Raw genomic sequence first — 13,479 nt, 5'->3', positions numbered from 1 at the left:
GTTCGGAAGCGGGCGCGCGCGGATGAAACTCCGGCTTCGAAAAATCGCAGCGGCGCGATCTCGTGGTGGATAGACTGAATGCGATCGATGGGCTCTATTGTCCTCGTCCGACCGGCGCCTTCTATGTCTATCCGTCATGCGCGGGAGTGATCGGGCGGCGTACGCCCGACGGACGCGTGATCGCCAACGACAGCGATTTCGTCATGTACCTGCTCGAAAGCCAGGACGTCGGCGTGATCCAGGGCGCGCCACCCCTACGCTCTCACCACAGTCACCCCAGCCGCTTCGATCGGCTTCGTCAATTCCGCGCGGGTCTTCTTCTCGACCACGATGGTCTGCGCGAGTTTGATCTCGCCGATCACGAACCGCGATGCGGCGTTCAGTTTCGACGATGACGCGAGCACGACCGTTTCCGCCGCCCGCGCGGCGAGCGCGCGCTTGATCGCGGCTTCCTCGAAGTCACCGGTGCTCAGCCCAGCGCTGGGATGCACGCCGGTCACCCCCATGAAGTACAGGTCGGCATGGATGCGCGAAATGCCTTCCATCGCCGCGGCGCCGACGGCCACGATCGAATGTTTGTAAAGCCGGCCGCCAATCAGGATCACCTCGACACAAGGATGCGCGGCAAGCGCCGTGGCGACGCTCGGACTATGCGTGACGATGGTCGCGTGCAAATCGGACGGCAGCGCCTGGACCAATAGCGCCGACGTGGTGCCGCCGTCGACGATCACGGTTTGCCCCGGCGCGATCAGTTCGACCGCTCGCCGAGCGATGCGCCGCTTGGCGAGCGTCTCGATGTCCTGACGCTGCTCGAATGACGCGAGCGCCGCCGACGCGGGCAACGCGCCGCCGTGGACGCGCTGCAAGCGCCCCTGCGCGGCCAGTTCGCGTAGATCGCGGCGGATCGTGTCTTCCGACACGCCAAACGCCGCGCTCAGCTCGCCTGCCAGGACCTGCCCGTTGCGCGCGAGTTCGTCGAGGATCGCTTTCTTGCGTTGGGTCGTCAACATTGCATTGCACGAAATATCTTGAAATTGCACGAAGTTGCACGATACCATGAATCATTGTCCATGGTCGACAGGAGGCGCAATGACCGCAACGAAAGACCGGGTTCGCATCGTCGGAACGACCTTGCTATCCGACGACTGGTACACGCTGAAGAAGGTGACGTTCGACTTCCTGCGTCGCGATGGCACATGGCAGCGGCAGAACCGCGAGACCTACGATCGCGGCAACGGCGCGACGATCCTGCTGCACAGTCCGCGCACCGGCAACGTAATACTCACGCGACAATTCCGCATGCCCGCGTTCGTGAACGGTCACGACGGCATGATGATCGAAGCGCCGGGCGGGTTGCTCGACAACGCTTCGCCGGAAGAACGCATCCGGCTCGAAGTCGAGGAGGAAACGGGGTATCGCGTGGGTCAGGTCCACAAGATTTTCGAGGCCTACATGAGCCCGGGATCCGTAACCGAAAAGCTCTACTTCTATGTCGGCGAGTACGATGCGTCGATGCGGGTCAACGACGGCGGCGGCGTCGAGGATGAAGGGGAAGATCTCGAGGTGATCGAAATGCCGTTGCACGCCGCGTTGCGAGCGGTCGACGCAGGGGAAATCGTCGACGGCAAGACGATCATGCTGTTGCAGTACGTCGCCTTGCGTGGGTTTGCGTCAGCGCGCGCAGCCTAGTTGCGTCGCGAGTTCGTGCAGATCGTCGACGATGAAGTCCCACGCCTCGTCCGCCTTCAGATCGCTAGTCTGTTGAGGGCCATGCTCGGTGGGCCGCACGACGAACGCGGTGCTCAAGCCGACGCGCCGGGCAGCGGCGAGATCGTTGTTATGTGCGGCCACGAGGCATAATTCGCGTGGCGCAATGCCGAGAATTTCCGCCGTTTCGCTATAGACCAGCGGCGAGGGTTTATAAGCGCGGACGACTTCGGCACCGAGAATGGCATCCCAAGGCAGACCGGCACGCTTTGCCATGTCCACCATCAGGCGAATGTTGCCGTTGGATAGCGGTGCGATGATGAAGCGCGCCTTCAGGCGCCGCAATGCGTCGACGGCATCGGGCCAGGGGTCCAGCCGATGCCAGGCCAGGTTCAACTCATCGATCTCCGGTTCGGGAACATTGGCGATGCCGAAACGCGCCAGCACTTTGACGAGGTTTTCCCGGTGCAGCACGTCGAGACGCACATACGCTCTGCGTCCGCTACGCACTTCTTCCATCGCGGGCGAATACTCGCGTCGCCATGCGTCCGCGAAGTCAGATGCGTCGAGATTCGGCGCGTGCCGCTGCAGAAACGGTTGCGCTTCGCGCGCGACGCCGCTTCGCCAGTCAACCACGGTTCCGAAGACATCGAACACGAAAGCTTTGATGGCGGTTTGATGTATCGAGTCGATGCCCATGACCTTCCTTTGTGGCTCTGACGGGAACCGCCCATCTTAGATGCGTGTCAGGAACTTCGCGCCAGACCTGGTATCCTGGCGGCATGAAAAAACGCAGGCCCTACCCAACGGATGTATTGGATGAAGAGTGGTATTTCGCTGCTCCGTATCTGACCTTGATGAGCAAAGACGCCCCGCAGCGCCGCTACGAATTGCGCGAGATTGAATCTCTGCGGCTGCCTCTCCCCGCCTTCTGACAATCATTCGAGGGTCGGCGACTTCGTGATTCGGACCGCGGGCGCCGGTACGAGATATCGCCCCCCCGGCACGGCGGCGGCGATATGCAACGCACCGGTTTCGATACGGTCCAGCAAGCCGCGCAGTTTCAGGGCACGCTTTTCGACGCCATGCCAAGACATCATTGCAAAGAGAAGTGTGAGGGCGAGGGAAATCGGAAAATGAACGTACCAGGTGAGGGCGGCCGGGGCAAGCATCGCGGCCACAGTTTGCTGTATCGGGAAACCGTAAAGAAAGATGCCGTATGAGTAGTCACCGCTTGCGACAAAGCGGTGGCGTCTTGGTTGCGTGAGTCCGAGAAAGACGGTCAGATAGGTGGCGGGCAGCGCCGCGAAGTAATCCGCGCCGCGAACGGATAGGCAAATCACTGCGACGAGGCCAGATAGCACACAGAGCCATGAACTCCAGACGATCCGGTTGCGGAACTGGTATGCGCAAACGCCATAGAAGAAACAGAGAACGAGCATCGGTCCGTGTACGGTCATACCAGCCGAACCGGAACGGTGCGCAAGCGCAACGAGTAAGACGTTCGCACCAATCGATGCGGCGAGTAAAAGATGCGGTCGTTGTGCCATGCCGGCATACGACGCAATAGTCAATGCGACGTAACAGGCTAGTTCGAACGGTAACGTCCACAATTGCTGATTGATTGCATCCGGCCAAGGATTGTTGGCGAACATACCTGGCAGCGCGAAATGGACGTCTCCGAGAATGTTCAGGAAGTACGCCCGGAACTCGGGATCAGTGAAATATTGATGAAGTGGAAGCGTGGTAAAGAACGGCCCGATCAGCAATGCGGCGATCAGCGTGTCGACCGCCAATGCGGGTAGCAGCCGCAGTACCCGCAGCCCGCAGAAGGAAACGATCGTGCGGCAACGTTCGAAGCTGCCAGCAACCAGGAAACCGCTCAGAGCGAAGAACATTGGCAAAATTAGCGCGAGCGGTGCTCGTGCAGGCCCGGACCATACTGCTTGAGTGAACTTGTGACCATAACAGACGTTAATGGTGTGGCTCGCGACCACGAGGACGGCGAGCACGAGACGCATGTAGTCGAAACCCGATGGCCTGTTTTTCGCATCGGCAAGCCGCGATCCGAGTGTCGTTGCGAGTGGGGACATCACTCCGTACTCCGTGGGGATGGGTCTTGTACAGCGGTGGCGGGTAGCCTGACGGTGAATGGCATCAGCAGATAATCAACCAGACCGTCAGGTTCATCAGTGTAGTCAAGACCGACATCGGGCCATTCGCCTTTCTTCGGGAAGTGTGCGGTCCCAAACAATACGTCCCATACGGTCACGACTGCAGCGAAATTTCGGTTGTAATGGCGCAACTCGACTGAATGATGAATTCGATGAAATCGATTGTCTGGGAACAGATAGGAAATCGGGCCAAAGCTGATGCGTGTATCGGCGTGCTCGAAGGTGCCCTGAATGAGTATCACCATGCCAATCAACGACCATAGGAAAGGAGGATGGAAGTCGATCAGTAGTGCCATTGGAAGCGTGACAACCAGGGGACGGAGCAACTCCTCCGATACATGCATATTGCAGTTCCACACATTCATCTCGCGAATCGAATGGTGGACCTGGTGGAACCGCCACAAGAAACCGAACGTATGCTGCGCGCGATGGAACCAGTAGTACAGCAAATCACCAATCAGTAACGCCCCAGCGATAGCAAGTGCGATGCCGGTGGCGCGCCAGACTGGCCGCGGCGAATCCAATACGCCGTCAAGCGCTATCGAGAAAAGCGGTCGGATATGCAGTGCGACGATCACAGAATGATAAATTTCGAAGAAAAGCCCACCTATAAACAAATAACAAATGTGAAACAGAATGCCGCGCGCGCGTGATGCAAACGACACCTTGCCATACGGCAGCATTATCTCGACGGCGACGCAGAGAATAGAGGCAACAGCTACGCGCTCTCCCGCACGCAAGGTATGAGCAACATAAGTCAACACATCGAACGTTTGCATCTTTTTCCCCGATTCGAGATGTGGAGGTCTTCGAATGCTGTGCTGCACAACGCTGCTATGAGGATAGTGGGACACGGGTGCTCTCGGGGGCGCATCACACCGTCAGTTTCGGCCATCATTCAGCGGGTATTGCCTATATGTAATACGAATTATGTTTTATGGCCGTACGTAAACGGCGGTTTCAAGGTCGAAGCGCAACGGCGGGTTTAATGCTTAGAGCCTTGAGGTTGAGCTGCTGAAGCAAGTGTTGGGGCAAAGACCTCGAATGGCGAATGGAAGGCGCGTTTGATCGTTTCGTGACGGTCTACGCGGCGAAATATCCGAAGGCAACGGAAACGTTGAAGAAGGACCGGAAAGCCTGCTGGCGTTTTACGACTTCCCGGCTGGAGCACTGGCAGCATTTGCGGACCACGAATGCGATCGAGTCGACGTTCGCGACGGTGCGACACCGTACGACGCGCACGCGCAACTGTGTGTCGCGACCCACCTTCCTTGGTCTGGCATTCAGGCTGATCGAGGAAGCCGAGAAAACCTGGCGCCGCGTCAACGGGCCCGAAAAGATCAAGCTGTTGCTGGAAGGCATTGCCTTCAGGGATGGCGAACCGGTGAAAGACGATCAACCGGTTCAGCAGAAACTCGCCGCCTGAAGTCCCCGCTCATCAAGTTGCCTATACACCATGCATGGACGCCCCCGGCTTGCCAAGTCTCGTTTGCAACGGATTGAGGTAACGATTGCAGCCATGCATCCGGACTTCAATGGCCGGCGTAGGCCGGCGGTCCCTGATGCGTTGCAATCATCGATCATCTAAAAAGGACGGGGACGCTATGGCGACCGGGGACGCTTCGACCGCAACGCAGTCCGTATGGGGCGATGCATCTGCTAAACGAGTGTCAACCGTCTACGGGTTTTGCCTGGTCTCGTGCATGTCGATTCCCGCAACGCGGGCGCGTCGTGACAGTATGTCCAACCCCTCCAGTGAAAGGCACACTCATCATGGCTACCGGAACCGTCAAATTCCACCGTGTTTTGCGCACGACGCCCGAGCATATCTATCGCGCATTCCTCGAACCCGCCGCGATGGCGAAATGGCTACCGCCGTATGGCTTCACCTGCGACGTGCATCAGATGGATGCGCGCGTCGGCGGCACCTACAGGATGTCGTTTCATAACTTCGGCTCGGGCAAGGGGCACTCGTTCGGTGGCGAGTACATCGAACTGGTGCCGTTCGAGAAGATCCGCTATTCGGACCATTTCGACGACCCGAATCTGCCCGGTCAGATGCACACGACCGTTTCGTTGCGGCAGGTGTCGTGCGGGACCGAACTGAACATCGTGCAGGAAGGCATCCCCGAGATGATTCCGGTCGAGATGTGTTACCTCGGCTGGCAGGAGTCGCTCGCGCAACTGGCGAAGCTGGTCGAGCCGGAGATTGCGGACTGACATTCAATAACAGCCGCTTGCTCCCTTTCACTCAACCATGCGCGCGATGCGCTGACCTTTACGGCGTCGCGCGCTGAATCTCCGCACCGGGACTCGAGCTCGATACCCATCGAGCCGCTAAAAGATAAAACCGGTATTCACGAACTTCGAGTGATGATTCGTGACCATCGTATCGAACAGCGTCTTGTTCAGGTCGGTCTCCTTGGCCGCGACCATGGAGCGAATCGAGAACGCGCGCAACGCATCGGTGACCGATAGCGTACCTTCCGCAGAATCCTTGCGGCCGGCAAACGGAAAGACGTCTGGGCCTCGCTGGCACTGGCTGTTGAGATTGACGCGGCACACCTGATTGACGAGCGGGTCGACCAGCGAGCCAATTTGGGCAGCGTCGGTGCCGAAAATGCTGACCTGCTGACCGTGGTCCGAAGTGATGACATACTCGAGTGGTGTATCAATGTCATCGAACGGCACGACTGGGATGATCGGTCCGAACTGCTCCTCACGATAGAGCATCATCCCTTCCTTCACGGGGTACACCACGGCCGGATAGAAAAGAGTTTTGCAGAACACGCCACCCCCTTCGTTCACGACCGCCGCGCCTTTCGCTTTCGCATCGTCAATTGCCTGAGTCATGTAGGCCGTGCGATGCATGCCCGGCAGCGGTGTAATGGACACACCCTGTTCCCACGGCATGCCGACCTTGAGATTTTTGAGCGCTGCGTTAAAGCGCTGAAGAAACGTATCGGCGATCGAGCGGTGCACCATCAATATCTTGAGCGCTGTGCACCGTTGACCATTGAACGACAACGTACCGAGCAGACATTCCTTCACGGCGAGGTCTATGTCGGCGTCAGCCAACACAATCGCGGCGTTTTTGGCGTCAAGGCCGAGAACGGCGCGTAGCCGATGCGACTTTGGGTGCTGTTTTTTCAGGTGGTCTGCAACCTTGCTTGAGCCGATGAGGGCAAGCACGTCGATCTTTCCTGAGGCGAGCATGTGTGGCACCACCACCGCACCGGGTGCATAAATCGTGTTGACGACGCCTTTCGGGAAAGCAGAGCGGAAAGCCTCGAGCAGTGGAAAGAACAGCAGCGTGCCATATTGGGGCGGCTTGAACACGACGGTGTTGCCCATCAGCAATGCGGGAATGAGCGTCGCGAACGTTTCGTTCAGCGGATAGTTGTAAGGCCCCATGCACAGTACGACGCCCAGCGGGGTGCGGCGAATCTGGCCGATGGTGCCCTCGGCGATGACAAAGCGCGAGTTGCTATTGTCTAGCTCCTTTAGCGCCGAGATAGTGTCTTGCATATAGCTGATGGTGCGGTCGAACTCCTTCTGCGAATCGGCAAGGCTCTTGCCGATTTCCCACATGATCAGATTCACAATCTCATGGCGCCTGGCCGCCATGAGACGAATGAAGTCTTGCATGCAGCCGATGCGCTGCGCGACTGTCATCGTTGGCCACTCACCGCGGCCGTGATCGTAGGCTCGCACGGCCGCGTTCAGCGCGGCATCGCTCTCGACCTCGCCCATGACCGGATAACTGCCAATTACGACCTGTTCAGCGTCGCCGGAGGCTTGTCGCACGCAAACTGGCGACTGCACGCTCTTGCAGGCGCCATCCCATGCCTTCAGTTCTCCATCGACGAGCGAGACGCGCTGATGAATCGGCTCCGCGAGGCGGACGGAATCGGGAATATCGTCGGTGACTGGAAACAACTGCCGGAGGTTCTCGAAGTCAATATTTGCCACGTTTCGCTCCTATGTTCGTGCAGTACGCGGTGGTCCGCCAGGTGTTGGGCATTGCTCGAACGCAATCAATGCGACCGTGCCTGCCCGCTGGTGACGTAACGGTACCTGTCGGACCGATCATTGGGTCGTGCGCAAGCGACTGTGCCGGTGTTTGGTGGCTGTGCTTCGCGGCGGGCGCAAGACACAGAGAGAAGCATAGCTAATGGCAGAGAACAGAGTTGAAGACGAACCGTGTTCAACACCTGATAAACGGTGAAGTCGGTTCCGACAGTGATATCACGTGGCGCGGCGCGGCACCGCCGAGCTTGCGGGCGAGCTTAGTCAGTAGCTGCGGAAATGTCCTCGTAACCGGATTCGATTAGATTCGTCATCGTGGTCTGCAGTTCGACCAACGGCGTAGCGGTCACTGCGGTCGCTACCCCGTCGGATTTCGGAAGCAGTCCGGCGAATGCCGCCATTCCCGTCCCGCATGCTGTTAGGAGTATGGTGGCAGCAAGTACGGCTGCACTGCCGCGCAGCGCTTGCTTGGGAGCGAAGTCCGCAAAACATCGCATCATGGCTATCTCCGGTTGACGCAGTTTCTGGACGCAAAGACCGTGCCGACGGAGGGGCTGTCAGGCAAGCGTGCCGCTAACGGGCTGCGTAGGCGTTGAATGCGCGCGTGACAGTGGCGACGTGGACTCGGTGGTGGGACTCGCCCTACACTTTGACCGGGCAGCGACGGTCCGAAACCAACATTTCGCTGCGGAGAATTGCGCCCGCATGTTCCTGAACATTGCCCGGCAAGCGTTCAGGGATTGTCCTGTGCCGCTCGCTTGACCAACCGTATGTGCGAGGCAGCGAGGAACCCGGCGATAGTTCACTTGTTGCGAAGTCCACGTGACACTTCTGCGGCCTACGCACCGATATACTGTTTCCTCCTACCGAACAGCTGTACTAACATCGAGTAACGGTTCGAGCATTGACGACCGGGCGGGCGGGGAGGCGAGTGTGTTTTTCCCTTGGAGAGCCAGGATGAAAGAAAACTCATCTCGTGAAATCGTCGAACTGCTGACAAAAGTGGTCGGACGCAGCGCCACGCATGTACCTAGGGGGCAGAGCCGCCGCAGTGCCTCAAAAGCGATTGACCGGCTTGAAGAGATCAAACGGAACTCCGCGTTTGCTCGCCAATACGAATCAGCACCGGAACCGCTACGCGAATTGGTGATGAGGCGGGCCGTAGAAGTCCACGACCTGGCGATTGCACGAGATTACGCGAGCGCCCTCAGTGCCCTCAGTGCGGTTGTCGATTTCCTCTATCAACATCTTGTAGACGACTCCGGCTCAGCAACGCCGCCGAGCAAACTGGCAAGCATCGATTTGAATGCGGTTCACCGGGCTCTTCAATTCGGAGGTCTTCCGGGACAGTCGCAGCAGGACCCAGATGACGACAACCCACCGCCAGTGCGTCGCTGAACTTGCCAAGGGATAATCTCCGATGCTCTCGGGCCTATCGAAACTGCTGGACAAAGCATTTATCCTCGGCTTCTTTTTGCCGGCCCTGCTTGGCTTTACAGGCTTTCTCGCGGCAAACGCCGATATCCCGGCATTTTGCGATTTGCTACTCAAAGCGACCTCGGACAGCGACAAGGTTGGAAGCCTGTTCTCTTTCCTCATCATCGTATGGGTCCTATCGCTGATCCTGTTGGTATTGAACAACTGGTTTTATCAGGTCCTCGAAGGATACAAATGGCCATTCAATCGCGAGGCCTGGAAGCGCGATGAGCGAAATCGCCGCAATCGTCAACTGGACCTCATAGAACGCCTCCGTACGGAACTCGCTACAGAGAACAGTACAATCGAGCGGCTTAAAGCCTCAAAGGAATCGTTGGAATACAGAAAGGCTGAATCGAACCGAGCCACCGTAAGGGCGAGGCTGTACCGCAACCAGGAGCGGAACGCCCGTGATTTCCCCCGGCATGAAAATCTCGTTCTTCCTACGGCCTTTGGGAACACGTTGCGTGCATTCGAGGGTTACTCGAGCGAAGTCTATAAGGTTGACAGCATATTCGTATGGCCGCGTCTTCTTGCAGTCATCCCAAAGGACTATCAGGCAATCATCGCCGATGCGAGAGCGCCAGTCGACTTTCTGGTCGGACTCGTCGTTCTGGGTACCTTTACGTCCATCTTTACCTTGGTGCGAGCGATTGACATCTGGCTTGCCGACGGACTGGCCGGTAATTACCTGTTGGCGGATCTTTTTCAGAACGCTGCGATTGCGGCCGCCATTGCGGCAATTGCGTATCGGCTTGCGATTCTAGAGGCAAGAAGCTGGGGCGACGTTGTCAAATCAGCGTTTGACCTTTATCTGCCGGCACTCGCTGAGAAATTAGGTTTTGTTCTCCCGACGTCCCAGGCCGCACAGCGGGAGTTCTGGGCGGCATGGAGCACGCAGTTCCGCTTCCATGCACCGGCAAATACCGCGTGGTGGACACGTATCAAGCCGGTGACGCCAGCAGCAACGACGAAGGCGGATTGGGAGGCGACAGACTCGGCAGGCGAAACCGACGAGGTGCGCGGAGGTTGACTGTCGAACCCGCGATTCGTGTCGAGCAGAGCTTTTGTTTGCGGACTGACAGCGACAGCGACCAGAGGCAATTGCGCTGCGTCTTATCCGGCCTGGAGTTACGTGCATCATGACGCCACAGTTCGATACCGATTTACGGACCAGACTGGTCAGGGTATATGGCCACGTGCAGGGGGTAGGTTACCGGCAGGCTTGCATCAACGAGGCCACGGCTCGAGGCATCACGGGTTGGGTGCGCAACCGGATGGACGGTTCGGTCGAGGCTGTGTTGCAAGGACACGCTGAAGAACTCGAGCGAATCTGCCATTGGCTGGTTGACGGTGCCCATGCAGCTCTGGTGGACCGTCTGGAAGTCCAGGAACTATCGCCACCAGTAGCCAGGTTCGATGAATTCAAGCTCGCCGCGACGGTCTAGTTGAGTTGAGTCAACCCGCTCGCCCTAAGGCTTGAGCGCGGAAGCCAGAACGCAGCTCATCGGAAGCCTGAGGTCCCCCCTATCGCTGCGATACGCCTGCGCCTCGTGTGCGACGGCCCGTTCAATAGAAGCTAGCGCGGCCGGCGTCTGCGCGTGTAGCAACGCGGAAACCCGCACGCCACCACGCAGGAGTGCATGAAAAGGTGTAGTGGGAGCACGAAGCACGAGCGTGAGGTCCAACTCCCGCACCTCCGGTTGGACGAACCCGGCATCGAGCAACAGGCGCTTCGATTCCTCCCAATCGCTGAATCGGAAGAAGGGTGGTCCCGGCGGGACGGGTACGTCGGTCGTCCCGTGTTCCTCGATCGCCTTCAACACCATGCCGAAGCCAACCGCCTTGTTCGGTGTCGCCCATACCGTGAAGGCGATTCTGCCGTTAGGTTGCAGTACACGAAACGCCTCCGCGAGTGCGCGCTCGGGGTGCGCAAAGTGCAACATTCCGAAGCTGATCCCCACTGCCGAGAAGCTTGCGTCGGGAAATGGCAAATCCTCCGCGTCGCCGACGCGAAACTCAAGTGCCGGAAAGACGCGTCTCGCCTTGTCGACCATCGCGACCGAAAAATCCACGCCGGCGACATCCGCGCCGCTGCGCGCGGCGGCCGCCGCGAGGTAGCCCGGGCCGCAGGCGACGTCGAGAAAACGGGCTCCCCGCCGAATGCAGAGGGTCTCGAGCATGGCCTGGTTCGACTGGGCGGTCAAATCGCCAAAATACTCATGATAGGCCTGCGCGACCCGCTCCCAACCTTCGTGCTCGAAGGTACTGAAGTCGAGTTGTCCCATGCTTACCCCCACCGGTTTTACACGTTGGCAACCTTTAGCGCATGCCTATGTTCCTCGTAATCCGTATGTCTGGCTATCGGGGAAACAATCAGGCGGCGACAGAGACAGCGAACAAATGTGTGGTGCGACGCACAACCAACGTCGTCTAAAGCCGCCAGACTTTCGCGCGCGTCGGCGCTGGCTGACGCACCCCCACGAACCAATACGCCTGCTTTCTCTCTGGCGCTTCGCATTTCAGCGCCAGGTCGCGAAACGCGTCACTTGCGTTAGACTGGCTCGAGCAACCGGGAGGAGACCTGGATGATACGCAAGACGCTTAATGCCTCGCAGCTTCAGCAGGAGGTCAGTCGGCGAATCCATCGACTGCAGGAAATCGTCGAGGATGGCGTGAAGATTCGCGTGCCGCGGCCGCAATTGCAAGAGGCTGACAAGACAGGCTGCAACTGGAATATGACCCACTTCGGTAACGCGATCGGCTTCGAGCGCGACATCGAGGGCGTACTCAAGGCCATGCGTGCAGAATACAACCTCAGTACCGAAGTGAAGGACACCAACAACCCGTTCGGGGACTAGTCGCGAAAGTTACAACCAGCGCGGCTCGCGCGTGAACGCCACCGTCAGCCAGCGGTCCGGGCCCGATTCGCCGATTGCGCGCGAGATCCTGTCGCGGATCTGATCGAGCTGGCGGACGCCGGCGTGCTCCATCGCCTCGGGCAACACGATATGCACCTCGACGAACAGGCCGCGGCCGACGCGCGTCGCGTAGTGCGAGTGCTTGACGAAGCCGTAGTAGGCGGTCAGTTGTTGCATCAGGTCGCGCAGTCCGCGCTCCAGATCCGGCGGCGTGATCAGCAACACTTCCTTGACCGCGCCGATCACGGTTCCGATCGGCATCGGGATCAGGACGAGCGTCAGTAGTGCGAGCACGCCGGGGTCGATGTACGGTGTCAGGTGGCCGTGCCCGATTCGTTCGAGCAGCCATGCAATCAAAAACGCCAGCAACAGCGCCGCGCTGACGCACGCCGACATCAGCCAGCTCTTGATGTCGAGCCCTATCAGTTCGGAGTCGATCGCGCGATTCACGCGCCGCTCGCGCAAGAACATGACGAAGGCGAACGTGGCAACCACCACTGCGTAGAAGACGCCCCAGCCGAACTCGAGCTCGTGGCCGCCGTCGAGCAGGCCTTTGACCGCGTTGATGAAAGCATAAAAGCACAGCACCGACAGCAGATTGCCGTTGAACACGAGCACGAGCGGCTCGATGTGCCAGAAGCCGTGCTGGAAGCGTCGACTGCTCTCCTGCCGAAGCGGGCTCCATCGAGGAGCCCGCGTGCTTCATGAATAGAGGAGCCGGCTCAGGTCTGGTTGCACCACAGATCGTCAATCGCGCGGATTGCCAGCAAGTATCCGTTTGCGCCAGCCCCGCAAATTACCGCGGTAGCCGCCACCGAAATCGTCGAGTGACGATATTCCTCCGAGCGTCGGTGGATGTTGGTGATATGCAATTCCACTACTGGTCGGCGGATGAGCTTGACTGCGTCGAGCACCGGAATCCGACCGAATGAAAAGCCGGCTGGATTGATGATCAGCGCGGCGTCCTGCAAGAACGCTTCCTGGATCCAGTCGATCAACTCGCTTTCGCTGTTCGTTTGTCGGAATACGCAGTCGAACTCGAGGGCGTCGGCCAGCGCGAGGCAGTTCTGTTCGATGTCCTTTAGCGTAGTGCTGCCATAAAGATGAGGCTCCCGCGCGCCCAGCATGTTCAGGTTGGAGCCATTGAGGATGTAGAGTTTGCGAGTCATGGT

The 13,479-nt window shown here is 58.8% G+C and carries 13 protein-coding genes and 3 pseudogenes; 8 read left to right on the top strand and 8 right to left on the bottom strand.

Features of this window, described 5'->3' with window-relative positions; all coding sequences use genetic code 11:
* Positions 1 to 254: 254 nt before the first annotated feature.
* Positions 255 to 1,010 carry a DeoR/GlpR family DNA-binding transcription regulator gene (locus OKW38_RS04615; RefSeq protein ID WP_184045063.1) on the bottom strand — a complete coding sequence of 252 codons (756 nt, stop codon included), beginning with the start codon at positions 1,008 to 1,010 and terminating at the stop codon, positions 255 to 257.
* A gap of 79 nt (positions 1,011 to 1,089) precedes the next feature.
* On the opposite strand from OKW38_RS04615, the gene OKW38_RS04610 reads away from it, so the two are divergent.
* Positions 1,090 to 1,689 carry an NUDIX domain-containing protein gene (locus OKW38_RS04610; RefSeq protein WP_429360207.1) on the top strand — a complete coding sequence of 200 codons (600 nt, stop codon included), beginning with the start codon at positions 1,090 to 1,092 and terminating at the stop codon, positions 1,687 to 1,689.
* Here OKW38_RS04610 and OKW38_RS04605 read toward each other — a convergent pair.
* Positions 1,672 to 2,406 (bottom strand): haloacid dehalogenase type II, encoded by a 735-nt coding sequence (locus OKW38_RS04605; RefSeq protein ID WP_429360205.1) that lies wholly within the window; start codon positions 2,404 to 2,406, stop codon positions 1,672 to 1,674. The two genes, OKW38_RS04610 and OKW38_RS04605, sit on opposite strands and share 18 nt — an antisense overlap.
* An 83-nt stretch (positions 2,407 to 2,489) precedes the next feature.
* Here OKW38_RS04605 and OKW38_RS04600 point away from each other — a divergent pair.
* Positions 2,490 to 2,609: pseudogene (locus tag OKW38_RS04600) on the top strand (IS5/IS1182 family transposase); the annotation flags it as partial.
* Positions 2,610 to 2,645: 36 nt separating this feature from the next.
* On the opposite strand, the gene OKW38_RS04595 reads toward OKW38_RS04600, so the two are convergent.
* Positions 2,646 to 3,800 (bottom strand): acyltransferase family protein, encoded by a 1,155-nt coding sequence (locus OKW38_RS04595; RefSeq protein ID WP_429360203.1) that lies wholly within the window; start codon positions 3,798 to 3,800, stop codon positions 2,646 to 2,648.
* Complete coding sequence (locus OKW38_RS04590; RefSeq protein WP_429360202.1) at positions 3,800 to 4,660, bottom strand: sterol desaturase family protein; 861 nt, start codon at positions 4,658 to 4,660, stop codon at positions 3,800 to 3,802. Before OKW38_RS04590 ends, OKW38_RS04595 begins: the two co-directional genes overlap by 1 nt.
* Before the next feature lie 281 nt (positions 4,661 to 4,941).
* Here OKW38_RS04590 and OKW38_RS04585 point away from each other — a divergent pair.
* Positions 4,942 to 5,307, top strand: a pseudogene (locus OKW38_RS04585) (transposase); the annotation flags it as partial.
* A gap of 347 nt (positions 5,308 to 5,654) precedes the next feature.
* Positions 5,655 to 6,101 (top strand): SRPBCC family protein, encoded by a 447-nt coding sequence (locus tag OKW38_RS04580; protein ID WP_429360200.1) that lies wholly within the window; start codon positions 5,655 to 5,657, stop codon positions 6,099 to 6,101.
* A gap of 117 nt (positions 6,102 to 6,218) precedes the next feature.
* Here OKW38_RS04580 and OKW38_RS04575 read toward each other — a convergent pair whose 3' ends face one another.
* The gene (locus tag OKW38_RS04575; protein WP_429360198.1) at positions 6,219 to 7,853 is read right to left on the bottom strand and encodes an NADP-dependent glyceraldehyde-3-phosphate dehydrogenase; all 1,635 of its coding nucleotides are present in this window, start codon (positions 7,851 to 7,853) and stop codon (positions 6,219 to 6,221) included.
* 1,014 nt (positions 7,854 to 8,867) lie between these two features.
* On the opposite strand from OKW38_RS04575, the gene OKW38_RS04570 reads away from it, so the two are divergent.
* The 3 genes from OKW38_RS04570 (at position 8,868) to OKW38_RS04560 (ending at position 10,834) form a co-directional block, all read left to right on the top strand.
* Entirely contained in the window at positions 8,868 to 9,308 is a 441-nt protein-coding gene (locus OKW38_RS04570) for a hypothetical protein (RefSeq protein WP_429360196.1), read from the top strand.
* A 22-nt stretch (positions 9,309 to 9,330) separates the two neighbouring features.
* A complete protein-coding gene (locus OKW38_RS04565; RefSeq protein WP_429360195.1) occupies positions 9,331 to 10,419 on the top strand; it encodes a hypothetical protein in 1,089 nt (362 codons plus the stop codon).
* A gap of 109 nt (positions 10,420 to 10,528) precedes the next feature.
* Positions 10,529 to 10,834 carry an acylphosphatase gene (locus OKW38_RS04560; RefSeq protein WP_187612321.1) on the top strand — a complete coding sequence of 102 codons (306 nt, stop codon included), beginning with the start codon at positions 10,529 to 10,531 and terminating at the stop codon, positions 10,832 to 10,834.
* A 24-nt stretch (positions 10,835 to 10,858) separates the two neighbouring features.
* On the opposite strand, the gene OKW38_RS04555 is transcribed toward OKW38_RS04560, so the two are convergent.
* Entirely contained in the window at positions 10,859 to 11,674 is an 816-nt protein-coding gene (locus OKW38_RS04555; RefSeq protein WP_429360193.1) for a class I SAM-dependent methyltransferase, read from the bottom strand.
* A gap of 300 nt (positions 11,675 to 11,974) precedes the next feature.
* Between OKW38_RS04555 and OKW38_RS04550 the strand changes: the two genes are divergently transcribed.
* Positions 11,975 to 12,247 (top strand): hypothetical protein, encoded by a 273-nt coding sequence (locus OKW38_RS04550; RefSeq protein ID WP_184045046.1) that lies wholly within the window; start codon positions 11,975 to 11,977, stop codon positions 12,245 to 12,247.
* A gap of 9 nt (positions 12,248 to 12,256) precedes the next feature.
* On the opposite strand, the pseudogene OKW38_RS04545 reads toward OKW38_RS04550, so the two are convergent.
* Together OKW38_RS04545 and OKW38_RS04540 are read right to left on the bottom strand one after the other, a co-directional pair.
* A pseudogene (locus tag OKW38_RS04545) lies at positions 12,257 to 12,967 on the bottom strand (cation diffusion facilitator family transporter); the annotation flags it as partial.
* Positions 12,968 to 13,029: 62 nt separating this feature from the next.
* A complete protein-coding gene (locus OKW38_RS04540) occupies positions 13,030 to 13,476 on the bottom strand; it encodes a type II 3-dehydroquinate dehydratase (RefSeq protein ID WP_429360192.1) in 447 nt (148 codons plus the stop codon).
* Between the last annotated feature and the right edge of the window lie 3 nt (positions 13,477 to 13,479).

Origin of the sequence: Paraburkholderia sp. MM5496-R1, from assembly GCF_050436205.1 — a bacterium.
GTDB lineage: Bacteria > Pseudomonadota > Gammaproteobacteria > Burkholderiales > Burkholderiaceae > Paraburkholderia > Paraburkholderia tuberum.
The sequence above is the reverse complement of the archived record's forward strand: the minus strand, read 5'-3'. Positions and strand labels throughout refer to the sequence as shown.